At 71.2% G+C, this 23,737-nt stretch carries 24 protein-coding genes; 10 read left to right on the top strand and 14 right to left on the bottom strand.

The genetic code is table 11. From position 1 onward, the window contains the following. From ACWD4A_RS19240 to ACWD4A_RS19230, 3 genes are all read right to left on the bottom strand, one after another. The coding region (locus ACWD4A_RS19240; RefSeq protein ID WP_451195312.1) for an iron chelate uptake ABC transporter family permease subunit at positions 1-342 on the bottom strand (342 nt) is incomplete at its 3' end. After that, entirely contained in the window at positions 339-1,412 is a 1,074-nt protein-coding gene (locus tag ACWD4A_RS19235; protein WP_451195310.1) for a FecCD family ABC transporter permease, read from the bottom strand. The genes ACWD4A_RS19240 and ACWD4A_RS19235, both read right to left, overlap by 4 nt. Then, on the bottom strand, positions 1,409-2,503 hold the full coding sequence (locus ACWD4A_RS19230; protein WP_451195309.1) for an iron-siderophore ABC transporter substrate-binding protein: 1,095 nt from the start codon (positions 2,501-2,503) through the stop codon (positions 1,409-1,411). The genes ACWD4A_RS19235 and ACWD4A_RS19230 overlap by 4 nt, the downstream gene beginning before the upstream one ends. Positions 2,504-2,714: 211 nt before the next feature. On the opposite strand from ACWD4A_RS19230, the gene tdh reads away from it, so the two are divergent. From tdh to ACWD4A_RS19215, 3 genes are read left to right on the top strand one after another with little or no spacing between them, the layout of a single operon-like run. Next, positions 2,715-3,743, top strand: coding sequence for an L-threonine 3-dehydrogenase (gene tdh, locus ACWD4A_RS19225; protein WP_451195307.1), 1,029 nt, complete (start codon positions 2,715-2,717; stop codon positions 3,741-3,743). A 56-nt stretch (positions 3,744-3,799) separates the two neighbouring features. Next, the gene (locus ACWD4A_RS19220) at positions 3,800-4,993 is read left to right on the top strand and encodes a glycine C-acetyltransferase (protein WP_451195305.1); all 1,194 of its coding nucleotides are present in this window, start codon (positions 3,800-3,802) and stop codon (positions 4,991-4,993) included. Between the two features lie 4 nt (positions 4,994-4,997). Then, positions 4,998-5,906 carry a LysR family transcriptional regulator gene (locus ACWD4A_RS19215; protein WP_451195303.1) on the top strand — a complete coding sequence of 303 codons (909 nt, stop codon included), beginning with the start codon at positions 4,998-5,000 and terminating at the stop codon, positions 5,904-5,906. A 17-nt stretch (positions 5,907-5,923) separates the two neighbouring features. On the opposite strand, the gene ACWD4A_RS19210 is transcribed toward ACWD4A_RS19215, so the two are convergent. Continuing rightward, positions 5,924-6,442, bottom strand: coding sequence for a YbaK/EbsC family protein (locus tag ACWD4A_RS19210; RefSeq protein ID WP_451195301.1), 519 nt, complete (start codon positions 6,440-6,442; stop codon positions 5,924-5,926). Between the two features lie 119 nt (positions 6,443-6,561). Here ACWD4A_RS19210 and ACWD4A_RS19205 point away from each other — a divergent pair, with 119 nt between their 5' ends. Continuing rightward, positions 6,562-7,500, top strand: a complete 939-nt coding sequence (locus ACWD4A_RS19205) for a LysR family transcriptional regulator (protein ID WP_451195300.1) — start codon at positions 6,562-6,564, stop codon at positions 7,498-7,500. Positions 7,501-7,531: 31 nt separating this feature from the next. Here the strand turns inward: ACWD4A_RS19205 and ACWD4A_RS19200 are convergent, their stop codons facing one another. Continuing rightward, positions 7,532-8,779, bottom strand: coding sequence for an MFS transporter (locus tag ACWD4A_RS19200; RefSeq protein WP_451195298.1), 1,248 nt, complete (start codon positions 8,777-8,779; stop codon positions 7,532-7,534). A 139-nt stretch (positions 8,780-8,918) separates the two neighbouring features. On the opposite strand from ACWD4A_RS19200, the gene ACWD4A_RS19195 reads away from it, so the two are divergent. Together ACWD4A_RS19195 and ACWD4A_RS19190 are read left to right on the top strand one after the other, a co-directional pair. Then, a complete protein-coding gene (locus ACWD4A_RS19195) occupies positions 8,919-9,848 on the top strand; it encodes a LysR family transcriptional regulator (RefSeq protein ID WP_451195297.1) in 930 nt (309 codons plus the stop codon). Between the two features lie 66 nt (positions 9,849-9,914). Further along, entirely contained in the window at positions 9,915-10,436 is a 522-nt protein-coding gene (locus ACWD4A_RS19190; RefSeq protein ID WP_451195295.1) for an HAD domain-containing protein, read from the top strand. Between the two features lie 18 nt (positions 10,437-10,454). Here the strand turns inward: ACWD4A_RS19190 and ACWD4A_RS19185 are convergent, their stop codons facing one another. Next, positions 10,455-11,381: a LysR family transcriptional regulator gene (locus ACWD4A_RS19185; protein ID WP_451195293.1), complete on the bottom strand. Its 927-nt coding sequence runs from the start codon at positions 11,379-11,381 to the stop codon at positions 10,455-10,457. Positions 11,382-11,654: 273 nt separating this feature from the next. On the opposite strand from ACWD4A_RS19185, the gene tkt reads away from it, so the two are divergent. Next, entirely contained in the window at positions 11,655-13,712 is a 2,058-nt protein-coding gene (gene tkt / locus ACWD4A_RS19180) for a transketolase (RefSeq protein ID WP_451195291.1), read from the top strand. Positions 13,713-13,785: 73 nt separating this feature from the next. Then, the gene (gene zwf, locus ACWD4A_RS19175; protein WP_451195289.1) at positions 13,786-15,255 is read left to right on the top strand and encodes a glucose-6-phosphate dehydrogenase; all 1,470 of its coding nucleotides are present in this window, start codon (positions 13,786-13,788) and stop codon (positions 15,253-15,255) included. Positions 15,256-15,262: 7 nt separating this feature from the next. On the opposite strand, the gene ACWD4A_RS19170 is transcribed toward zwf, so the two are convergent. The 3 genes from ACWD4A_RS19170 to ACWD4A_RS19160 all read right to left on the bottom strand — a co-directional run bounded on the left by ACWD4A_RS19170 (position 15,263) and on the right by ACWD4A_RS19160 (position 19,376). After that, positions 15,263-16,705 (bottom strand): MFS transporter, encoded by a 1,443-nt coding sequence (locus ACWD4A_RS19170; protein WP_451195287.1) that lies wholly within the window; start codon positions 16,703-16,705, stop codon positions 15,263-15,265. Positions 16,706-16,843: 138 nt separating this feature from the next. After that, positions 16,844-18,415, bottom strand: coding sequence for an FAD-dependent monooxygenase (locus ACWD4A_RS19165; protein ID WP_451195286.1), 1,572 nt, complete (start codon positions 18,413-18,415; stop codon positions 16,844-16,846). 121 nt (positions 18,416-18,536) lie between these two features. Next, a complete protein-coding gene (locus ACWD4A_RS19160; RefSeq protein ID WP_451195284.1) occupies positions 18,537-19,376 on the bottom strand; it encodes a TauD/TfdA dioxygenase family protein in 840 nt (279 codons plus the stop codon). Between the two features lie 209 nt (positions 19,377-19,585). Here ACWD4A_RS19160 and ACWD4A_RS19155 point away from each other — a divergent pair, with 209 nt between their 5' ends. Beyond that, positions 19,586-20,527: an ABC transporter ATP-binding protein gene (locus tag ACWD4A_RS19155; RefSeq protein WP_451195282.1), complete on the top strand. Its 942-nt coding sequence runs from the start codon at positions 19,586-19,588 to the stop codon at positions 20,525-20,527. After that, on the top strand, positions 20,524-21,345 hold the full coding sequence (locus ACWD4A_RS19150; protein ID WP_451195280.1) for an ABC transporter permease subunit: 822 nt from the start codon (positions 20,524-20,526) through the stop codon (positions 21,343-21,345). The genes ACWD4A_RS19155 and ACWD4A_RS19150 overlap by 4 nt, the downstream gene beginning before the upstream one ends. 44 nt (positions 21,346-21,389) lie before the next feature. Here the strand turns inward: ACWD4A_RS19150 and ACWD4A_RS19145 are convergent, their stop codons facing one another. From ACWD4A_RS19145 to ACWD4A_RS19125, 5 genes are all read right to left on the bottom strand, one after another. After that, positions 21,390-21,818 carry a hypothetical protein gene (locus ACWD4A_RS19145; RefSeq protein WP_451195279.1) on the bottom strand — a complete coding sequence of 143 codons (429 nt, stop codon included), beginning with the start codon at positions 21,816-21,818 and terminating at the stop codon, positions 21,390-21,392. A 75-nt stretch (positions 21,819-21,893) separates the two neighbouring features. Next, complete coding sequence (locus tag ACWD4A_RS19140) at positions 21,894-22,241, bottom strand: hypothetical protein (protein ID WP_451195278.1); 348 nt, start codon at positions 22,239-22,241, stop codon at positions 21,894-21,896. Positions 22,242-22,395: 154 nt separating this feature from the next. Then, on the bottom strand, positions 22,396-22,647 hold the full coding sequence (locus ACWD4A_RS19135; protein ID WP_451195276.1) for a DUF6087 family protein: 252 nt from the start codon (positions 22,645-22,647) through the stop codon (positions 22,396-22,398). Positions 22,648-22,775: 128 nt separating this feature from the next. Then, positions 22,776-23,000 carry a hypothetical protein gene (locus tag ACWD4A_RS19130; protein WP_451195274.1) on the bottom strand — a complete coding sequence of 75 codons (225 nt, stop codon included), beginning with the start codon at positions 22,998-23,000 and terminating at the stop codon, positions 22,776-22,778. Between the two features lie 150 nt (positions 23,001-23,150). Then, positions 23,151-23,714 (bottom strand): GNAT family N-acetyltransferase, encoded by a 564-nt coding sequence (locus ACWD4A_RS19125; RefSeq protein ID WP_451195272.1) that lies wholly within the window; start codon positions 23,712-23,714, stop codon positions 23,151-23,153. Between the last annotated feature and the right edge of the window lie 23 nt (positions 23,715-23,737).

The following is a 23,737-nucleotide window of genomic DNA, read 5'->3' as shown; positions in this document are numbered from 1 at the left end:
GCTGGCGAGCGGATTGCGGGTCACGCTCTGCACGAGCGCGCCGGCGGCCCCGAGCGCGGCGCCCACCAGCGCCCCGAGCGCGATGCGCGGCACGCGCAGTTCACCGACGACGAGCGCGTACGGGCCGTCGCCGCCGCGCAGCACATGCCAGACGTCGTACGGTGTCACGACGGTCTGCCCGAGGCAGGCGGAGGCGAGCATGAGGACCGCGAGCACGGCGAGGAGCACGCAGGCGACGGCAGCCGAACGCCGGTGCAGGAGAAGGGAGACGGGGTGGCGGCCGAGCCGGACGCGCAGGGCGGAGAGTCCCGCCGAGCGGGGGTGGGCCGCCGTGGCGGTCATGTCGGCATTCCCTTGCGGCGTATGAGAACGATCAGTACGGGCGCCCCGACGAGTGCCGTCATGACCCCGGCCGGTACCTCCGCCGGGGCCCGGACCACCCGGCCCGCCACATCCGCGGCGAGCAGTACGGCCGCGCCGAGCAGGGCGGAGAGAGGAAGCAGCCGGCGGTGTGCGCCACCCACCAGGCGGCGGGCCAGGTGCGGGGCGGCGAGGCCGATGAACGCGATCGGGCCGGCCGCGGAGACCGCGGCCGCCGTGAGCACGGTCGCGCCGAGTGCCGCGCAGCCCCGTACGAGGTGGACCCGGTGGCCGAGCGCGCGGGCCGTGTCGTCGCCGAGGGCGAGCGCGTCCAGGCTGCGCGCGCAGGCCAGGACCAGGAGCGTGCCCCCGATCAGGAACGGCAGCATGCGTATGACGGTCTGCGCGTCGCGCCCGCTCAGCGAGCCCGCCTGCCAGAACCGGAACTGGTCGAGGGCCGAGGAACTCGATGTCAGGACGACGGTGGTGGCCCCGGTCGTCATCGCCGCGAACGCCGTTCCGGCGAGCGCCAGCTTGACGGGCGTGGCACCGCCCCGCCCGCGCGAGGCGATGGCATGGACGACGCACGCGGCGACGCAGGCCCCGGCGAAGGCGTACCAGACATAGCCGTCGAAGCTGCTGGCCAGTCCGAAAGCGATGGCGAGCACCACCCCGGCCGCCGCGCCCTGGCTGAGCCCGAGGATGCCCGGATCCGCGAGCGGATTGCGGCTGACGGCCTGCAGTGCCGCCCCGGCGATGCCGAGCGCGGCGCCCGCGGCGAGGCCGGTTTCCGTACGCGGTACCCGCAGTGACCGCACCACCATCACATCCGGGTCCGCCGAACTCCCGCCGTGCAGCAGGGCGTCGAGGACGGCGGAGAGCGGGACGGGGCGGGTGCCGACGGTGAGGCTGAGGGCGACGGCCACTGCGGTGACGGCGAGGGCGGCGACGATCCAGCCGACGCGTGAGACGGCGGTACGCCGGGGTGGGGCGGTGGCCGCTGCCGGGCGGGCGGCCGGGGAGGTCCGGGAGAGCATGCTCCGGAAGGTCACTTGCCGAGGTTCTCGGCCAGTTCGCCGACGACCAGGCGCGCTGCGGCCGGGCCGGCGTTGAGGTACCACGGGTCGTCGTCGACGCGCACCGCGTGCCCGGACTCGACCGCCTTCATCGACTGCCACAGCGGCCCGGTGAGCACCTTCCCGGCGTCGGTCTTCGCTTCCTTCCCCTGCACCGAGTAGAAGATCCAGTCCCCGTCGGCGCCGTCGATGCTCTCCGCCCCGATGTCCTGCGAAATCGCCGTGAACTGCTGTGACTTGGGCCGTGCGAGCCCCATGTCGGCGGCGATGGACCCGGTGAACGAGGACACCCCGAACATCCGCGTGCGGTCGGGCGTGAAGCGCACCATGGACACCGTCGTGTCCGCCCCCTTGGCTTCCTTGATCTTCTTGCCGCGTGCCGTGGCGTCGGCGGTGATGTCGTCGAGGAGCTTCTGCGCCTGCTCGCCCTTGCCGACGGCGGCGCCGACGAGGAGCAGGTCCCGCTTCCAGTTGATGCCCTGGCCCTTTGTCACAACGGTGGGCGCGATCTTCGCCAGCTTCGGGTACAGGTCGCCGAGCGAGTCGTTGACCAGGATGAGATCCGGCTTGGCAGCCGACAGGGACTCCAGGTTGGGCGCGGTCCGCGTCCCGACGTCGGCCATCCCGGCGAGCTGCTGCTTGTACTGCGGGAAGGCGTCGCGCAGGTAGTCGGGTACGAGCCCGGCGTTCTGGGCCCGGGTGGAGGCGGTGGGCACGAGCCCCAGGGACAGGAGGTCGTCCAGTTGCCCGGTGCTCAGCACGGCGATGCGCGTGGGCGCGGCGCCGATCTCCGTCTTGCCCTTGTAGTGGCTGACCGTGCGGGAGAACTGTCCGTCCTTCGCGGTGCCGGCGCCCATCCCGTCGGCGAGGGCGCTCGGTGCGACGGACGGCCCTTCGGATGCGCCGGCCACGAGGTTCCTGTTGCCGCTGGAGGAGCGCTCGTTCTTCGGCGAGGCGCTACCGGCCCCGGCTCCGGCCCCGGACGAACATCCGGCCAGCAGGCCGCCGACGACGGACACGGCCAGTACGGCCTTCAACCCCAGCACACGCACAACGACTCCGATCAACAGGAAAGGTAAGCCTTACCTTAGTACGTGGGTTTGTGTGCGCATAAACGAGCGCGGCCCGGTGCTCGCAGGGCGTGAAGGGGAGCTGTGGCCGCTGTTAAGAAATCCTCGATGGACCAGGCGGCCGACGTACGGAAGGCTTCCTCCCTGGGATCGGGAAGCCTGAGGCTCCCGGGAAGTCGGCACACTCTGATGCACGGGAGCCGTTGCGTTGAAGGCATTGGTCAAGCACAAGTCCGAGCCCGGTCTGTGGCTCATGGACGTACCGGAGCCGACCATCGGCCCGGGGGACGTCCTGATCAAGGTGCTGCGCACCGGCATCTGTGGCACGGACCTCCACATCCGGGCCTGGGACGGCTGGGCGCAGCGGACCATCGACACCCCGCTGACCCTCGGTCACGAGTTCGTCGGTGAGGTCGCGCAGATCGGCCGCGACGTCACCGGCATCAAGGAAGGCGACCTGGTCAGCGGCGAGGGCCACCTGGTGTGCGGGACGTGCCGCAACTGTCTGGCCGGCCGCCGTCACCTCTGCCGTGCCACGGTCGGCCTCGGCGTCGGGCGGGACGGTGCGTTCGCCGAGTACGTGGCGCTGCCCGCGAGCAATGTGTGGGTGCACCGGATTCCCGTCGACCTCGATGTCGCCGCCGTGTTCGACCCGTTCGGCAACGCCGTGCACACCGCCCTGTCCTTCCCGCTGGTCGGCGAGGACGTGCTGATCACCGGCGCCGGCCCCATCGGGATCATGGCGGCGGCCGTCGCGCGGCACGCGGGCGCCCGTAAGGTGATGATCACCGACGTCAGCGAGGCGCGTCTGGAGCTGGCCCGGAAGGTCGGCGTCAGCCTCGCCCTCAATGTCGCCGAGACCCCGATCGCGGAAGGCCAGCGTCTCCTGGGCCTGCGCGAGGGCTTCGACATCGGCCTGGAGATGTCCGGCCGGCCCGAGGCCATGCGCGACATGATCGCCAACATGACGCACGGCGGCCGGATCGCGATGCTCGGCCTGCCCACCCAGGAGTTCCCCGTCGACTGGGCCCGGATCGTCACCTCGATGATCACGATCAAGGGCATCTACGGCCGGGAGATGTTCGAGACCTGGTACGCGATGTCCGTACTGCTGGAAGGCGGTCTCGACCTCGCTCCGGTGATCACCGGCCGGTACGCGCACCAGGACTTCGAGGCCGCCTTCGAGGACGCCGCGAGCGGTCTCGGCGGCAAGGTCATCCTCGACTGGACCTCCTGAGCCCCACGCCCGTCCGCTCCTCCCGCTCCCCCAAGTTTTTTTGGAGACATTCCTTTATGTTCGACTCCGTTCGCGATGAGCTGCGCAGCACCCTCGACGAGATCCGCGCCGCGGGGCTGCACAAGCCCGAGCGTGTGATCGGCACCCCGCAGTCCGCCTCCGTCGCGGTCACCTCGGGCGGCCGCCCCGGTGAGGTCCTCAACTTCTGCGCCAACAACTACCTGGGGCTGGCCGACCACCCCGAGGTCGTCGCCGCGGCCCACGAGGCGCTCGACCGCTGGGGCTACGGACTCGCCTCGGTCCGCTTCATCTGCGGCACTCAGGAGGTCCACAAGGAACTGGAGCAGCGGATCTCCGGCTTCCTCGGCCAGGAGGACACGATCCTCTACTCCTCCTGCTTCGACGCCAACGGGGGCGTCTTCGAGACGCTGCTCGGCGCGGAGGACGCGGTCATCTCCGATGCCCTCAACCACGCCTCCATCATCGACGGCATCCGGCTCTCCAAGGCCCGCCGCTTCCGCTACGCCAACCGCGACATGGCGGACCTGGAGCAGCAGCTGAAGGACGCGGACGGGGCCCGCCGCAAGCTCATCGTCACCGACGGCGTCTTCTCCATGGACGGCTATGTCGCCCCGCTGCGGGAGATCTGCGACCTGGCCGACCGCTACGGCGCCATGGTGATGGTCGACGACTCGCACGCCGTCGGCTTCGTCGGCCCCGGCGGCCGGGGCACCCCCGAGCTGCACGGCGTGATGGACCGCGTCGACATCATCACCGGCACCCTCGGCAAGGCGCTCGGCGGCGCCTCCGGCGGCTATGTCGCCGCCCGTGCCGAGGTCGTCGCCCTGCTGCGTCAGCGCTCGCGCCCCTACCTCTTCTCCAACTCGCTCGCCCCGGTGATCGCGGCTTCCTCGCTGAAGGTGCTCGACCTCCTGGAGTCGGCGGGGGACCTGCGCGAGCGCCTCAACGCCAACACCGCGCTGTTCCGCTCCCGGATGACCGAGGAGGGCTTCGACGTGCTCCCCGGCGACCACGCCATCGCGCCGGTGATGATCGGTGACGCGGCGGAGGCGGCGCGCCTGGCGGAGCTGCTGCTGGAGCGCGGCGTGTACGTCATCGGCTTCTCCTACCCGGTGGTCCCGCAGGGCCAGGCCCGGATCCGCGTACAGCTGTCGGCCGCGCACTCCACCGAGGACGTCAACCGCGCGGTGGACGCGTTCGTCGACGCGAGGGCCGCCATGCGAAACTGAGGCCATGATCGAAGCGCGGCGGCTGCACATCCTGCGTGCGGTGGCCGACCACCGCACCGTCACGGCCGCGGCCGCCGCGCTTCATCTCACGCCTTCGGCGGTCTCCCAGCAGTTGGCCGCCCTGGAGCAGGAGACCGGCCACCGTCTGGTGGAGCGCAGCGCCCGCGGCACCCAGCTGACCGCCGCGGGCGAGATCCTGCTCGCCCACGCCAACGCCGTGCTGGCTCATCTGGAACGGGCCGAGTCGGAGCTGGCCGCGTACGGCGCGGGTGAGGCGGGCACGGTGACCGTCGCCGCCTTCGCGACCGGTATCACGCTGGTCGTCTCGCCCGCGATCACGGAGCTGGCCACCTCCTCGCCCGGTATCCGGGTCCGCGTCCGGGACGCCGAGGGCGACGCCAGCCTGATGATGGTCCTCGACCGGCAGGTGGACGTGGCGGTGGCCGTCGAGTACCGGGGTGCCCCGGGCAAGGACGACCCGCGGCTGACCCGGGTTCCCCTCTACGCCGAGCCGTTCGACGCCGTGCTCCCGGTCGGCCACCGGCTCGCCGGCTCACCGCGCGTGGCGGTGGCCGACCTCGTCAAGGACCCGTGGATCGGCCCGTACCCGGGCAACCCCTGTCACGACGTGGTGATGCTGGCCTGCGAGTACGCCGGCTTCGAGCCTTCTCTGGAACACTCCTCCGACGACTTCCGTGCCGTCGTCGCCCTCGCCTCGGCCGCGGCGGGCGTGGCGCTGGTCCCCCGCTCGGCGTTGCGCGGCATGGACCTCACGGGCGTGGTGGTCCGCCCGGTCGACGGTACGGCGCCCACCCGGCGCGTCTTCGCGGCGGTACGCCGCGGCGCCGAGGCCCACCCGCTGCTGCGGCCGGTGCTGGCCGCGCTCGCGAAAGCGGCCGTCTCGCAGAGGTGAACCGGCGGCGGCAACCTTCAAGCCTGCGCTTGTCGTTCGGCCGTCGACGGTCCGGTGATGCGTTCGACGCGCGGCTCGGCGAGCCTGGCGTAGTCCGTGCCGGAGATGGCCAGTGAGCGGTCGAGGCGGGCCGCGTTGAAGTAGAGGCACGGCTGCGCGACGACGTCCGGATCCGCGACGAGTTCGAGTTCAGGGTCGAAGCTGAAGGGCAGGACGGTGCCGGGGACGGCATGGGCCAGTCGCTCGGCAGTGGCCGCGTCGCAGAATCCGACGTAGCGGGCGGAGAACAGCGTGCGGACGGCACCGAGGTCCACGCGCCGGTCCCCGGGGACGACCGCGAGCACGTAGCGGGTGACCCGCCGGTCGACCTTGACGATCAGGACGATGCACTTCGCGGCTTGGGACACCGGGTGTCCGCGCAGCGCGCTGACCGCTTCGGTGCTGCCTTCCGGCTCATGGTCCATGAGTTCGTACGCGGTCGCGGTGCTGTCGAGCAGACTGACCAGACGCTGGTAGGTGCTGCCGTTGTCCGGCATGGGACTCCCCGTTGTCGGTGGTGCGGTGGGCGTTGAGCACCCCCTACGCTGCATCGTTTCCACCCTGAAGCCAACAACGAGTTTCTTCAGCGACCCTGAAGCATCACTACACTGTGCGGGTGAACGAACGGCAGTTGCAGATCTTGCGGGAGCTCGGCGAGCTGGGCAGCGTCACCGCGACCGCCAAGGCGCTGTTGATGACGCCCTCGGCGATCTCCCAACAGCTACGGCTGCTGCAACGCTCGATCCCCGTACCGCTCACCGAACGTGACGGCCGGCGGCTGGTGCTCACCGATGCCGGGCAGGCCCTGGCCCGTGCGGCGGTCGAGGTGGAGACCGCGCTGGCCAGGGCGCGGCACGCCATCGACGAGTTCGCCGACCAGCCGGACGCGGGCGTATCGGTGGCGGCCTTCCACAGCGCGGCCTCCGCGTTCTTCCCGCTGCTGCTGCTCGGCCGGGCCGGCCCCGGACACCCGCGGCTCTCGCTCGCCGACGAGGACGTCGCGCAGGACCACTTCCCGCGACTGACCCGGGACTACGACCTCGTACTCGCCCACCATCTCGACCGGACGCCGCCGTGGCCGGCCACGGTCACCGCCGGTACCCTGCTGCGCGAACCGCTCGACATCGCCCTGCCGGCCGACCACCCCTTGGCCGCCAAACGACGCCTCACCCCTCAGGACGTCGCGGACCAGCCCTGGATCACCGTTCACGACGGCTTCCCTCTGATGGCCACCGTCGACGCCATCGCGACCGCCGCGAACCGACGGCTCGACATCGTCCACCGCATCAACGAATTCACGGTGGCCGCCGAAGCCGTCGCCGCCGGAGGCGGCCTGGCCCTGATGCCCCGCTGGACCACACGCCCGCACCCCGCGCTGGCCCTCAGACCTCTGAGCGGGGTGCGCGCCCAACGCCACATCGACGTGCTCCATCGCCCCGAACGTGCCGCACGAAGGGCCGTACGGACGGTACTTGCCGAACTGCACCGTGCGGCCGCGACGATCCGGAGCCGAGACGTCGGCGCGGGTTCCGGCGCCGAGGGACAGATGGAGTGAGGGACAGCAGGCCGCCGAACCTCCGTCCGTCTCAACCGGCCGGGACGGCCGGTTCCCGCTCGTGTCGCAGGAGACGGTCGTGTCGGATGAGCAGGAGCGGAGTGGCCAGGACGAGGAGACCGGCCATGGCGATCGCGGTGCGCGGGCCGGCGATGTGGGCCAGCAGGCCCCACAGTCCGGTCAGGGCCGCGGTGGTGACCTTGCCGGTGACCGACCATGCGGACAAGGTGCGGGTGACGCGGTCCGCCGCGGTCCGGTCGAGCCGGTAGGTGGCGAGCACCGGGTTGAACATGCTCGCGCAGGTGATCAGTCCGAGTTCGACGGCCATGACGAGTATCAGCCCGGCGGTACCGGGGCGGATGAAGGCCGGCCCGAGCGACCAGCACGCTCGCAGCGTCCCGGCGGTGAGCATGACCTCGCGCTGCCCGAACCGCGCGACGAGCCGGCGGGCCAGCCGTGAGCCGATCAGGCCGCCGGCGCAGGGCACGGCGAAGGCCAGACCGTACTGCCAGGGTGCGAACCCGAGGCGGCCGAGCATGAGAACGGCGAGCAGCGGCAAGGTCGCCATGATCAGGCCGTTGACCAGGACCGTGTTGAAGAACAGCGGGCGCAGTGCCGGGCTGGTGAGGATGTACCGCCATCCGTCGAGCAGGTCGCCGGCCCGCAGCCGTGGCGGTGCGCCGGTTCGCGCGGGGTGCGGCTCCCTGCCGCCGATCGCACGGATTCCCACGGCCGAGAGCAGATAGCTGACGGCATCGGCCGCCACGGTCGTCACCGGGCCGAACAGCCCGGCCACGGTTCCGCCGAGCGGCGGTCCGAGCATGGTGGCGGTCCAGGTCGTGGCCTCGAACCGCCCGTTCGCGGCGAGGAGTTCCTGCGGCCGCACGAGTGTCTTGAGGTAGGCGCCGCCGGCCGCGTTGAAGGTGATGTCGGCCGCTGCGACGACGACCGACACGACCAGGAGCTGGGCGAAGTCGAGCCGCCCGAGCTCGAACGCGGCGGGGACGCTCAGCAGTGCCGCGAACCGGATCAGGTCCATCGCGATCATCACCGGCCGCTTGCGGCGGAACTCCACCCATGGGCCGAGCGGCACCGCCACCGCCGCCCCCACCGCCAACCCCGCGGCCGCGAGCACCGACACCTCGGCGGGCCCGGCGTGCAGCACAAGGACGGCGATCAAGGAGAAGGCGTCGAACGCGAGATACGTGCCGAACGTGCTGACCGCGTACGCCGCCCACAGCCACCCGAACCGCCGCCCCAGCGGCCTTCCGCCCCCCACGCCCCGCACACCCCTCGACGACACTCTTCGACAACCTGACGCTGACCGGCAACATCAAAGCCAGCAGCGGACGGGCAGGTCAAACAACCCATCCCCCGGGCAGGCGACAACCATCGGTTGTATATCTAGGATGGCGGGCGTGGACCTCAATGCCGTGCGCACCTTCGTCGCCATCGCGGACGCGGGGCAGTTCCAGCAAGCCGCCGCCAGTCTCTCGATCACCCAGCAGGCCGTCTCCAAGCGCATGGCCGCGCTGGAGAAGGACCTCGGTGTGCGGCTGTTCACGCGCACCGCGCGGGGAGCCCGGCTCACCGTCGACGGGCAGGCGTTCCTGCCCCACGCCCGCGCTCTCCTCCGGGCCGAGGAACGGGCGGCCGCCTCCGTACGGCCCGGCAGTCGCGCGATGCGCGTCGACGTGATCGGCCGACGGCTCGCACCGGCGGATCTGCTGCGCGGTTTCCATCGCGCGCATCCCGGGATCGAACTCGACGTCGTGACACATTTCGACGCCGAGGCGGCCATCGCCGCTGTCCGGTCCGGCACGATCGACGCGTCGTTCCGCGCCGTCACCCTGCCCGCGCGGCAGCTCCCCGACGGTATCGAGACCGCCCGGGTCCTCGACGAACCCCTCCAGCTCCTGACCGGGCCGTCCCACGAGTTCGCCACCGCCCGCGCGGTCACGCCCGCCCAGCTCGCCGGGCACAGGATCTGGATGCCCGGCATCGTCGCCGGTACCGAGTGGGCCGTCTACTACGACGACCTCGCCGCCGCCTTCGGGCTCACCATCGAGGCGACCGGACCCGACTTCGGCACCGATCCGCTCCTCGACACGATCGCCGACTCCCCCGTCCTGGCGACCTTCGTCGGCGAACAGACCCGCCTCGTCTGGCCCGCCGGCCACGATCTGCGGCGCATCGCCGTGCACGACCCGACACCGGTCTACCCGCACTCGCTGGTCTGGCGCGGCGACAACCCGCACCCCGCGCTCACCGTACTCCGCGACTACCTGCGCTCCACCCGGCCCGAGCCCGGGGACACCGGGACATGGACGCCGAGCTGGGCGCAGTGACCGGCTCGCGATGCCACGGACGGTACCGCGAGCCGCCGACGGCCGGGACCGCATTACAGTGCAGTGGTGATCGATTCTGCGCTGCCCCTTCTCTTCCTCGATGTCGACGGTCCGCTCATCCCCTTCGGGGCGACGCGGGAACAACTTCCGTACGGGTACCCGACATACGGGACGGGACGAGAGGCGCGGGGAGCCGGTGCGAATCCCCTGATCGCCAGGATCGATCCGGCTCATGGGCCTCGCCTGATGGCGCTGCCGTGCGATCTGGTGTGGGCCACGACGTGGATGTCCGACGCGAACGAATGCATCGCACCATGGCTCGGTTTGCCGGAGTTGCCCGTGGTGGACTGGCCGGAGCCGTCCGACGAGGACGGGAGGGACGGGCTCCACTGGAAGACCCGTGCCCTCCTCGACCGGGCGGCCGGACGCCCGTTCGTCTGGGTCGATGACGAGATCACGGATGCCGACCGGGCCTGGGTGGCGGAACACCACCGGGGACGAGCCCTTCTGTATCGCGTCGATCCCCGGATCGGTCTCACGGACGAGGACTTCACCACTGTCGACGCGTGGCTGCGTCTGCGGGACTAGCCTGTCTCCCCGGCCACGTCACAGCCGACAGTGATCCGGGCGGTGCTGGGCGAGGTGGGCCGGGGTGACGCACGCATGGCGGTTGAAGGTGTCGACGAAGGCGGCGGTGAGGGGGTCGGGCCGACTGCGGGTGTACACCGACAGCCGTCGGCGCACCGCCGGGTCGGGCAGCAGGACACGGCCGTCGAAGTGCGCGGGCACGATGTTCGCGGGCACCAGCGCGGGGCCGATCCCCGCTGCCGCCAACAGGGGTGCGGTGGCGGTCTGTTCGGTTCGTACGGCGGTCCGCGGCCGGAAACCCGCTGTGGCGCAGGCGCGGTCCAGGAGTTCCGCCAGGCCGTTGTCCGGGGCGAAGTGGACCCACTCGCGGTCCGCGAGATCGGCCAGCCGGACGCGGGAGCCGCCGCTCGCGGCGACGGGGTCGTCATGGGCCAGGACCACGACGAACTCTTCGGTGCCCAGGGGCACCGTCGGACCCGTCCAGTCCACGGGTACCGGACCGACCGCCACGTCCGCCCGGCCCGACCCCATCGCGCTCTGCAGTGCGGCGGCGTGCGGCTGCTCGACGACCGTGACGCGGCCGTCGGGGTGGGCACGCCGCCACGCCCGCAGTACGGGCGGCAGCACCCCGAGGCTGATCGAGTGCAGGGTGGCCAGCCTGAGCTCACCGGCTCCGCCGCCGTTGACCCGTAGGGCGGCGGACCTGACCTTGTCCGCACCGGCCAACGCGGCCTGGGCGTGCGGCAGCACCGCACGGCCCAACGGTGTGAGCGCGGCCGGGCGCACGCCACGCTCGATCAACGGTCCTCCGCAGGACCGTTCCAGTGTCTGGATCTGGCGGGACAGCGCGGGCTGGGAGACCCGCAGCCGGTCGGCGGCCCGGGTGAAGGAGCCGGTGTCCACGATCGTCACCAAATACCGGAACTGCCTGAGCGTCATGGTCATAGCCGCAGGTTATGCAGCGGTGTTCAACGTTTGTTCCACGTCCCTGGCCGCGGCTCCGCGGACCAGTCGCATGACTTCCGGTTCTCGACATCCCCGGCGGCGTGGCGGGGGCCGCGAGCTTCTCCGGCCGCGTCCCACGGGTTCACCCGATCGGCCCATCTGCGGGTCTCCCTCCGGCTTCGTCGCCGGGAGGCCCAGCGGTCCGGGGATGCGGGCGGCCGGACGGGGTCGTGTACTGGTCGGAGCGGGGGCCGACGAGATCAGGGGCGTTCCATGCACGAGCTGGACACTCTCGCGGTGAACACCATCCGCGGTCTGTGCATGGACGCGGTCCAGCGGGCGGAGTCCGGACACCCGGGTACGCCGATGGGCATCGCCCCCGTCGCCTACACCCTCTGGCAGAGGTTTCTGCGGTTCGATCCGCAGGATCCGATCTGGCCGAACCGCGACCGGTTCGTGCTCTCCGAGGGGCACGCCTCGACGCTGCTGTGGTCCCTGCTGCACCTCACGGGGGTCCGGGCGGTCGACCCGGACTACGAGGTGCTGGGCCGCGCGTCGGTGACCCTCGACGACCTCAAGACCTTCCGCCAGATCGACTCGCGGTGCCCGGGGCACCCGGAGTACCGGTGGACCAGCGGTGTGGAGGCCACCACCGGGCCGCTCGGCCAGGGCGTCGCCATGTCCGTCGGGATGGCCATGGCGGGCCGCTGGCTCGCCGCGCGCTACAACCGGGACGGCTTCCCCCTCTTCGACTTCGACGTGTACGCGCTCGCCGGGGACGGCTGCATGATGGAAGGCATCTCCTCCGAGGCCGCCTCGCTCGCCGGGCATCAGCAACTGTCCAACCTGTGCTGGATCTACGACTCCAACCGCGTCACCATCGAGGGCCACACCGACATCACCTTCACCGAGGACGTCGCCGCCCGCTTCCTGGCGTACGGCTGGAACGTGACCACCGTCGCCGACGCCAACGACCTCGACGCCGCCACACGCGCCTTCCACACCTTCAAGGCCGAGACCGAACGCCCGACCCTGATCGTGGTGCACAGCCACATCGGCTACGGCTCACCCGTCGAGGACTCGCCGAAAGCACACGGCGAGCCGCTGGGGCCGGCCGGAGTACGGGCGGCCAAGCGCTTCTTCGGCCTGCCGGAGGACGAGCCCTTCCACGTTCCTCCCGGCGTCCGGGACTGGTTCGACAAGGGCATCGGCGCCCGGGGCGCCGGGCTGCGCATGGCCTGGGGGAAGTTCTTCGAGTCCTACCGCGCCTCCTGGCCCGACCTGGCGGAGGAGCTGGAGCGCATCCAGCGCCGCGAGCTCCCCGACGGCTGGGACGGCGCGCTGCCCGGCTTCCCCGACGACGCCGAGGGCCTGGCCACCCGGGACTCCTCGGGCCAGGTGCTCAACGCCCTTGCCCAGCGCGTGCCCTGGCTGCTGGGCGGCTCGGCGGACCTCGCGCCGTCGACCAGGACCCGGCTCACCTTCGACGGCGCCGACGACTTCCAGCCCGGCAGCCCCTCCGGACGCAACCTCCATCTGGGCGTCCGGGAGCACGCCTCGGCGGCCGTCGCCAACGGCATGGCACTGGTCAAGCTGCGGCCCTACTGGTCGGGCTTCCTCATCTTCTCCGACTACGCCAAGGCCGCGATCCGGCTCTCCGCCCTCATGGAGATCCCCACGATCCACATCTTCACCCACGACTCCATCGGCGTCGGCGAGGACGGCCCCACCCACCAGCCCGTCGAACAGCTCGCGGGACTCCGCGCGATGCCGGGGCTGCTGGTCTTCCGCCCCGCCGACGCCACCGAGGTCGTGGAGACCTGGCGGGTGGTCGCCCGGCTCCGTCACGAACCGGCGGCGCTCGTCCTGTCCCGGCAGAAGCTCCCCACGCTCGACCGCTCCCGGCTCGCCTCCGCCGACGGGGTCGCGCGCGGCGCGTACGTCCTGGCCGACGCGGACCCCGGACCTCCGCAGGTGATCCTGCTCGCCACCGGCTCCGAGGTCGCCCTGGCCCTGGCGGCGCGGGACGAACTCGCCGGGGAGGGCATCGGGGCCCGGGTGGTGAGCATGCCCTGCTGGGAACTGTTCGACCGTCAGCCGGCGGAGTACCGCGACCACGTGCTGCCGCCGTCGGTGACCGCCCGGGTGGGCATCGAGCAGGCGTCGACGTTCGGCTGGGACCGGTACGTGGGAGACGGCGGAGTCGTCATCGGCATGCACACCTACGGCGCCTCGGCCCCACTGAAGCAGTTGCTCCAACGGTTCGGATTCACACCGGAGGGCGTGGCCCGGACAGCGCGCGGACTGGTGGGCGCGGGAGACGCCGCGTGAGAGCGGCCGGGACGCCCGGGGAGCACGGGCAGGGCCCGCGCCACGCGCCACGCGCCGAGAGGAAGGAGTGACCGTGTCCGGCCCGTCCCGCCCCGCCGAGCCAGCCGAGAACAACGGCCCGCGCCCCGACGACCACGTCATCGTCCTCTTCGGCGCCACCGGCGACCTCGCCAGGCGCAAACTCCTGCCGGGCCTCTTCCACCTCGCACGGGCCGGGCTGATGCCCTCCCGTTACCGCGTCGTCGGCTCGGCACCCGCCGCCGAGGCGCTCGGTACCGAGGAGTTCCGCGGGCACGCGCGGGAAGCCGTCGCCGAGTTCGGCAGGTCGAAGCCCGAGGGCCGGGCCTGGCGGGAGTTCGAGGACGCGCTGGGCTTCGGCGCCGCCGACCCCGGCGCCTGCGGACCGCTCCTGGAGGCCGTACGCGATGCCGAGCAGGCCATCGGCGGACGGCCGCGACGGCTGTTCCATCTCGCCGTGCCACCGAAGGCGTTCCCCTCCGTCGTCGACGAGCTCGGCTCGACCGGCCTCGCCGAAGGCGGACGGCTGATCGTGGAGAAGCCCTTCGGCACGGACCTGCCCTCCGCCCGCGCCCTCGACGCGACCATCCATAGTGTGTTCGACGAATCCCGGGTCTTCCGCATCGACCACTTCCTCGGCAAGGAATCCGTCGACAACATCCTCGCCCTCCGTTTCGCCAACGGCCTCTTCGAACCCGTCTGGAACCGGAACCACATCAGCCATGTACAGATCGACGTACCGGAGGAACTCACCATCGAGGGCCGCGCCGGGTTCTTCGAAGGCACCGGCACCTTCCGCGACATGATCGTCACGCATCTCTTCCAGATCCTCGCGTTCGTCGCGATGGAGCCTCCCGCCGCCCTCACCGCCCAGTCGCTGCGCGACGAGAAGGACAAGGTCTTCGCCGGCCTGCGGCCCCTCGCCCCGGCCCACGTCGTCCGCGGCCAGTACGAGGGCTACCGCGACGAACCGGGTGTGGCCCCGGACTCGGACACCGAGACGTTCATCGCCCTCCGTGTCCGGCTGGACAACTGGCGCTGGGCCGGAGTGCCGTTCTACCTACGCTCCGGCAAAGCCCTGGCCCAAGGACGCCATCTGGTCACGCTCGGCTTCCGTGAACCCGCCCTCCGTATGTTCCCCGTCGACGCGCAGGACGCCGTCGGAGGACGGCACAACAAGCTGGTCGTCGACTTCGACGACCCGGGCCGCATCACCACCCGCTTCCTCGCCAAGGAACCCGGCCCCGAGATGCGCCTCGGCGAGGCGGAGATGGTCTTCGAGTACGCCGACTGCTTCAACACGGCCCACGCCCTGGAGGGTTACGAACGGCTCATCCTCGACGCGATGCTGGGCGACCAGTCTCTCTTCACCAGCTCCGACGGCATCGAACGCCTCTGGGCGGCGTCCGCCCCGCTGCTCGAGAACCCTCCCCCGGTCCAGCCGTACGCACCGGGCTCCTGGGGCCCGCAGAGCATCGACCGGCTCATCCAGCCGTACTGCTGGCACCTGCCGGACAGCCGGTGAGCACCAATCACCGTACGGCTTGAGGGGCGGGTGCCGAGCGGCCTCCGAGGACGACGGACAGGCCCATCAGGGCCGTGACGCAGGCGAGTGCCGCCAATGGGAGCGGCGGCAGGACCGAGCCCCGGGTGCGGTCACCGTCGAGGTGGAAGGTGAGGGAGACCAGGGCGATGCCGAGCGCGGTGCCCAGGGCCCGCACCATATTGATCATTCCGCCGCCGGTGCCGGACAGTTCCCTGGGCACGGCTCCCATGACCATCGCGTTGTTGGACGGGGTGAACGTCCCCAGCCCCAGCCCGAGCACGGCGAGCCAGCCGATCAGCCACGGCAACACGGGACAGGCCAGGGCGAGCCCGGCCAGACCGGCCAGGGATACCGCCGCTCCGACGAGGCACCGGCGGCGGCTCGTCCACCGCTCGGGCAGCAGCTTCTCCTGGAGGTTCGCCGCGCACGCGAAGCCCGCGGCCAGCGCGCTGAGCAGCAGACCGGCCCGCATCTCGCCCGCCCCGTCGCGAGTCAGCACCAGCGGTACGAGCAGCAGCGGCCCGAACAGCACCAGATATCCGGCGAGTGCCCCCATGAGGCCCCAGCCGATCCGCTTGTCGCGCAACAGCTCCAGCGACACCAGCGGCGCGGGGGCCCGAGCTTCCCGGCGGACGAACGCGGCGAACGCCCCCATGGACGACGCGATCAGCGCGGCGCCCGCCCATCCGGGCAGTGGCAGGCCGGAGAACACCGAGACCCCGGCGAGGAGTGCCGTCACCGCGGCCGCGAGCCAGGCCGTGCCCGGGAGGTCGAACCGTGTGCCGTCGGCCCGTTCGACCGTGCGCGGCAGCAGATAACGGCCGACGACGATCGCGGCGACGCCGACCGGCACATTGATCCAGAACACCCAGCGCCAGCCCACCGTGGAGACCAGGATGCCGCCCAGCGTCGGCCCGGCCGCGAGCCCCAGTGCCTGCCCCCCGGCCTGGAGACCGAGCGCTCCCCGCAGCCTGTCCCGTGGTGCGGCGAGGGTGACCAGGGCGACGCTGTTGGCGGCGAGCATCGCCGCGCCGAGCGCCTGTGCGCCCCGGCAGCACACGAGCACCGTCAGGTTCGGGGCGAGGGAGCAGGCGGCGGAGGCTGCGGTGAAGAACCCGAAGCCGTAGAGGTAGACCAGCTTGCGGCCGAGCACGTCCGACAGATGGCCGACGGTGACCAGGAGAGCGGTGAGAACGAGCAGATACGCCAGCGAGACCCACTGGACGGTGGCGAGCGGTTCGTGGAACTCGCGCTCCAGACTGGGGTAGATGAGCGTGACGATGCTCGCGTCGAGCTGGCTCATGAAGGCGCCGAAGCAGACGGTGGTCACCGCGAGCTGCCACGCGTACCGTGACTCGCGCACCCGGCGCGGGCGCGGGCGCTCGTGGACCAGCCGTGCTCTCCATCCTCCTGCTGCCGGGCGCTTCACGCGAAGCATTCTCCATGCGACGGCGACGACAGCTCCCGCAGGCGTCCGACACGCGCGGCCGAAGGGGTTACGCGATGCCGCCGTCCCGGCCGGCTACGGCCCCCGGACAGCACATCCGATTCGAGCCGGGCGGGGCCGTCAGGGAGGCGTCGAGCCGGTGATCGCGGTGAGGGCGTGGTGGAGGGCGGCGTCGCTCAGTGGGCGGTCGCGCCAGCGGGCGCCGATGTGGCCGTCGGGCCGGACGAGCAGCGCTCCGTGCGGGCGAAGGCCGCAGAGGCGGGCGGGCTCGTGGGGAAGGTTCTCGATGCGCAACGGCCATGGTGAGGTGGCGTGTTGTTGCGCCCAGCGGGCGGGGTCCGGCGTGAGCAAGGTGAACCACTCGCCGAAGGCGTCGAGCGTGGAGTGGCCGTGCGCGAGCCAGAGGTGTGGCATGCGATGGCCTGGTTCCGCGGTGGGGACATAATCCGTGCCCATGTCGGAGAGCTCGGGTGGGGTGCTGTCGTCGGCGAGGACGGCACCGGAGCGGTAGGTGACGCCGAGCACGAGACCGAGTTGCGCGAAGTACCGCTCCGACCACGGCAGTTCGACATGGGCCGGCGTCGCTTCGCCGCTCCGGAGCTGTTCGCGGCGCCGGTTCTGCACTTGGAGCAGGAGCTGGGTGTTGGCCACCGCTTGACGGAGAGTCTGGTCGGCGACGGGGTGTCGCTCCGTCTCGTAGGTGTCCAGCAGGCCCGGACCGGCCCATCCGCGGAGAACGCCCGCCAGTTTCCAGCAGAGGTTGTGCGCATCGGCGAGGCCGGCGTTCATGCCCAGGCCACCGACGATGGGCATCGCGTGCGCGGCGTCACCCGCCAGCAGGACCCGGCCGTGGCGGAGATGCTCGGCGACGAACGCGCTCATCGCCCAGTGCTGAACCCGCAATACGTCGGCTCGCACCTCGGCGCCGGTGCCGAGGGCACGCGAGACGAGGCCGGGCCAGTCGGCGCGCGCGGCGTCTTCGGGTGTGGGCACGAACCAGGCCCAGCCTCCTTCGGGGTAGAGCGGGGCGAACAGACCGTGGGCGGTGAAGTAGACCCCGGCAGGCTGACGGGCACACCAACGGCCGAGGTCGGCATCGAACACGACGGTGGTGAAGTCCCCCATCGTTCCGGGCCCGGTCGTGCCGATTCCCAGCAGTTGCCTGACGGTGGAGTTCGCGCCGTCGGCGGCGAGTACATAACGGGCGTGGACGCGGGTCTCCTCACCACGCCGGTGGTCGACGAGCAAGGCCACGACGCCGTCGGCCTCCTCGGTCAGGCCGACGAGCTCGACCCCGAACCGTACGGGCGCGTCCGCCGCGCCGAGCAGGGTGGGTTCCAACCGGTCCTGCGAGGTGACCGCGCCGATCACGGGGCTCTCGGGCACCGGCGCGTTGACCCCGACCATCGCCGCCGTGGCGAAGTCGCGGTCGTACAGGGTGTCGCGGAAGCGGATGCGGCCGTACTTCGGCGCGAACGCGTGGGCCGCGATCTCGGTGGCGAGCCCGAGCTGCCGGAAGATCTCCATCGAACGTACGTTGACCAGCCGGGACCGGGGAAAGGGTGACAGCTCGCCATGTTTCTCGACCAGCAACGCCCGCACGCCCCAGCGTTCCAGCAGCGCTCGGGCGGTGAGCCCGACCGGTCCGCCACCGACGATCAATACCGCCACCTCGGTGTCCGCTACGGACATGTCGGGCTTCTCCTGCTCACCTTGGATCCGTCGGGGTACGAGGTCAATCATGCGCACCCGGCGGCCGGCCGCAATGCCCGCGCGTCGCCGTACACCCGAACGTGCGCGGGCAGACGTACGGCTACGCCGCGGCGATGCTGACGCGGTGGACGGTTCGGTGAACTCCCGGCTCGACAGGTGTGGCCGCGTGGTAAGCGGTCGCCGTTTTCCACACCAGGAGGTCCTTCGGCAGCCAGCGGTGTGTGTAGATGTGTTCCGCATCCTGGACGAGGTGGTCGAGCAGGGTGCGGAACTCCTTGACCTGATTGGCGTCGAAGCCGCTCACTGTGCGCAGGTACTCGGGGGCACCGTAGAGATAGCGCCGCCCGGTGGACGCGTCGCGCCTGACCAGCGGGTGTTCGACGGGAGGGTGCTTGATCTCGATCAGGGCCCGCAGTTCGGCCACGGACAGTCCGGCGTGTTCCGGGCCGATGATGAAGTGTCTCGCGAAGGTGTGCACGGCCGTGCGCCCGTCGATCCTTGTTTTCCAGGGGTCCGGCAGGCGGTCGTAGACGTCACAGGCGTTGGCGTACAACGTGTGGCCGCTGGTGTGCGGGACGTCGACGCCGTACAGCATGGAATAGGCCGGCGGATCCTTGATGAACGTGGAGTCCTGGTGCCAGTAGCTCCCGGCGCGGGCGGCTCCCACCGGTTTGTTTCCCTCGACGACGTTCGACATGACGGTGACCTCGGGGAAGGACGGATGCCCGTACCTCGCGTCGGGGAAGGGAACCGGTCTGCCGATCTTGCGCGCGAGGACGACCTGCTGTCCGGGGGTGAGGGCCAGATCACGCACCACGATCAACTCCCGCTGACGCAGCGCCTCGTGGAGGGGGCCGAAGATGTCGGGGCGCCGCAAGTCCTCGAAGGTGACCCCGGTGATCTCGGACCCGATGAATGCCGTGAGCCGACGGATCTGCATACAGACCTCCCCCTTCAGGCGATCGGGGCGTTCCACCCCTCCCCGGACACCGGTGTGGCTGCTCGACGGCAATGTAATCCTTGTTCCCCGGGACCGGAAGCCGGGTTGTCCCGATGTGCTCCCGCAGGGTGGCCGACCGCGGAAGTGCTGGGTTCCCGTTTCAGCGGGTATATGCCCTCATGGTGCGTTGATGCAGTGAGGAGATCGCCATGCCCGCGATGATGACGGCCGACACGGCACCCGTGATCGAGATCGGATCTCTCACCAAGAAATACGGTCGGACCGTCGGTGTCGAGGGGCTGGACATCACCGTCGGCGAGGGCGAGGTGTTCGGTTTCCTCGGGCCGAACGGAGCGGGCAAGACGACCACGATCCGGTGTCTGGTGGGGCTGCTGCGCCCCACCGGGGGCCGGGTCCGGGTGCTCGGTCTCGACCCGGTCGCCGACCACCGCCGGCTGGCCCCGTCCCTCGGGTATCTGCCGGGTGAGCTGCGGCTGTACCCGGAGCTCACCGGCGGGCAGACCCTGGAGCTGCTGGCCGACCTGCAGGGCGCCGCCGTCTCCCGGCGCGCGGAGCTGTGCGATCGGCTCGGGTTGTCGGCGGCGGACCTCGGCCGCAGGGTCGTGGAGTACTCGCGCGGCATGAAGCAGAAGCTCGGCCTGGTCCAAGCGCTCCAGCACGATCCCGTGCTGGTGATTCTCGACGAACCGACCGAGGGTCTCGACCCACTGGTCCAGGAGACGTTCTTCGCCCTGCTGGCCGAAGCCGCGGCCGCCGGGCGTACGGTGCTGCTCTCCAGCCACGTGCTGCCGGAGGTCCAGCGGGCCTGCGGGCGGGTGGCGATCGTCCGGGCCGGGCGGCTGGTGACCGTCCAGTCGGTCGCGGCCCTGCGCGAGGCGCGGGCCCGCAGGGTGCGATTCACCTTCGGGGACGGGCGCGGCGCGAGGCGACTCGGCGCGGCGGAGCGCTGGACGCCGCGCTGGCAGGGCGACAAGGTCGAGTTGCTGGTCCCTCCGCACGAGGTGGTCGCCGTGGTACGCGATCTCCTGACCCTTCCCGTGATCGACCTCACCGTCGAGGAGGCCGGGCTGGACGAGGCCTTCCTCGACCTCTACCGGCAGCCGTCGCGGACCGGGCGGGAGGGCCGGTGAAGAGCCGTTTCCCCTTGCTGTGGCTGGCGCTCTACCGGCGCAGGCGGATGCTGGTCGCGCTGTCGACCGGCATGGTGGTCTTCGAACTGCTCATCGTGGTGATCACTCGTGCGGTCCCGCCGTCGGACCTCTTCGGCGGTGCGGGGCATACCCCGCCCAGCGCCTTCAGGGCATTCAGCGGTTCGAACGGTGAGGTGTCGATCGCCAGTTACCCCGGGCTGCTCGGGGCGGGTCTGACCCACCCGTTCTGGATCGCGCTGCAGCTCACCGCGATCGGCTCGCTGGCCGCCGGCGCGGTCGCCGCCGATGTAGAGTCGGGCACCATCGAGCTGCTGATGGTGCGTCCGGTCACCCGCACCCGTCTGCTGGCCGAGCGGACGGCGGCCCTGGTCCTGACCTTGGTGGTGCTCAACGCCGCCGCCACGGTCACCGTCGCCGCCGGGGTCGGGCTCTTCCCGGACCTGCACGCGGCGGTGCCGTTGAGCGGTGTGTTCGCCGCGGGGCTCCAGGGCTTCGGCTTCGCCCTGTGTCTGACGGGTCCGGCGCTCGCCGCGTCCGCGGTGGCCGGGCGCCGGGCGCAGGTGACCGGAACGACGATCGCCGTGGGTGCGGTGGGCTTCGCGGTCAACTTCGTGGCGCTGGCCTGGAAGCCAGCCGCCCCCCTGCGGTTCGTCAGCCCGTTCCACTACTACGCCCCCGGCGACGCGCTGGCCCACGGAGCCGTTCCTTGGGGGTATTTGGGGGTGCTCGTGGGCGTCGGCCTGCTGGGGATCACCGCGTCGTTCCGGCTGCTGGCCCGCCGGGACCTGGCGCCCTGACATCGGCCGGGGACATGACCGGGCGCGATCGGCGATCCGGGGTGTCAGCGCACGGCGAGGGTCGCGTGCCAGGTCTCGCCGGCGCTCCGGCGGCTGGTCAGTTGGACGTCACCGGTGGCGGTCGGGGTGAACAGGGCGGCAGTGGTGCCGATCGGCAGGGTCATCACGCCGTTGTTGCCACGCGTGACGGCCGTCTCCGGTTGTGCCGTGATCGGCTGCCAGCGTCGCTGCGGATCATTGCTGTGCGCGTTGAGGAACACGGCGATCTCCTGGCCCCGCGCCAGGCAGATGCGTGCGCCGTTGTCGTTCTCGGTGAGCGTCCCGTCGGTGTGCGGCAGCACGGCCTTTCCGGGGGCACGGCACGGTGGTGTCCGATGTGCCGGGGTCGCCCGTCCCGTGGTGGCGGCACAGCCGGTGAGGACGAGCAGGACGAGGACGGTACGGGCGATGAGGGCAAGGGTGCGGTGGCTCATGGCGTGGGCCGTTTCTGCGTTGCCGCGGGATGCCGGAGGGTGGGCGGAGCATCCGGCTCCGCCCACCCGGGCAGGTCAGCCTCCGCCTTGGTCGCCAGCGGTCTCACCGCCGGTCGTGTCGTTGTCGGTGATCCAGCCCGAGTCGGGCACCGGGTCCGGGAGGGTCTCGGCGTACTCGTGGCCGCCGGCGAGGGTCACACCTTCGTTGCTCGGGTCGACGCCACTGCTGCCGACGGGCTGGATGTCGGGGCCGCTCACGCCGAAGTACTGTGCGGCCTTGATGGCCTCGCTCGCGAAGTCGGACTGCGTGGGGCTCTGCGGCGAGGCCGCGCTGTCGTCGAACCACTGCCCCACTCGCTGGGTTCCCCACCACACGACATATACCTGGGGCGCGTCCTGGATCGCACCACCGTGGTACGTCACGGGGTTGGTGTTCGAAGGCAATATGGGGTGCGGGGGCTGAGGGCGAGGGATGCGGCCCTGCCGCGGCCCCATGCTGCGGGGCCATGCCGAGAAATCCGAGGACGAGAACGAGGACGCTCAGGGCGGCAAGCCCCGCGACCGACCCTTCGCCGACTCAGGGTGACGAGACTTCACGGGCCCAGGCCTGCGCCTCGGCGAGGTTCCGTGCGACGCCGACCGCCTGGTAGCCGAACCCGTCCCACTCCTCGAGCAGCCGCTGCTCGTCCGGCCGTACGTGACGCCCGCCGCCATTCACGGGCCGGTGACGCCGCGGGCCGTCCGCGGGCGGTCGGCGGCGCTCGTGGTAGACGGCGAGGGGGTCGTCGGACGGTTCGTCTGCAGAGGTGCGGCGTGCGTGCTTGCCCATGCCTCCGGAAGGGTGGACTCCCAGAGGCGATCCTGTCAATTTCCCTTCCATCGCTGCGCTGTTGAAGATCGCCCGTGGAAGGTGACGCACACGAACAGGGAGCTGAAGGCGGTGATGTCAGTCGCCTGTCACGGCGATTCACGCAGGAACAGGGCTCCGCAGCTGTGGCAGACCGGGATGCCCGAGCCCCAGTCGTCGGAGGACCGCACCGCCGACTGAGGTTCCAGCTCCCGGCCGCACATGGCCGTGAGCGAGTCCGCGCGCACGACGTGCCACGTCTTGACCTGGGCATCCGGGTCCTGGAGCAGGCTGCCGTTTGCGTATTCCGCACGAAGTTCGTGTTCCACTGCCATGCTCCCTGTCGCCCGCCCTTGCTGGTGAACGGCTGAGGTCGTGCTCAGCCGGCAAGGCCGCGTCCAGCCTATGGCCGACGGTTGACGGCGGAGATATCCCGGTAGGTGTGTCCGGCAAGTTACACCCGGTGGTTCAGCGAACGAGCGCGATCACGGTCGGATCCCGGACGCATGCCACTCCTCGGCCAGCAGCGACCAGACCTCCTTGTCGTGCCGGACCCCGTTGTGCGGGAAGTAGGAGCGCAGCACGCCGTCCAGGTGCATGCCCAGCCGCTCGGCGACCGCGCGGCTGCGCAGATTGAGCGTGCTGTTGAACCACTCCACCCGCTGCATCCCACGCTCGACCAGCGCGTACTCCATCAGGTGCCGCACGGCCGCGGTGACCAGCCCGCGCCCCTCGCCCGCCTTCTCCGCCCACACTCCGATCTCGCAGTTGCCGGAGCGGACGTCGAAGTGGACGAACATCACGCCGCCGACCAGTGTCCCGTCCAGCCAGATGCCGTAGATCCGGCCGGTGTCGCCCGCCTGCTTGTCGGCGTACGACTGGAGCGTCGCCCGAGCCGATTCCAGGTCGGTGGAGCGGGAGGCCCACGGGATCCAGGGGTCGGTGTTCGGCCGGGCGCGGTCGATGTGCGCGAGGAACTCCTCGGCGTGCCAGGGCTCCAGCGGGCGCAGCTCGGCGGCAAGGGTGGTGGACAGCGGTATGGCGTACATGGGGAACCTCCAGCGGCACACGA

This window comes from Streptomyces sp. NPDC002537 (assembly GCF_053594975.1).
This window is presented reverse-complemented; position numbering and strand designations above follow the sequence as displayed.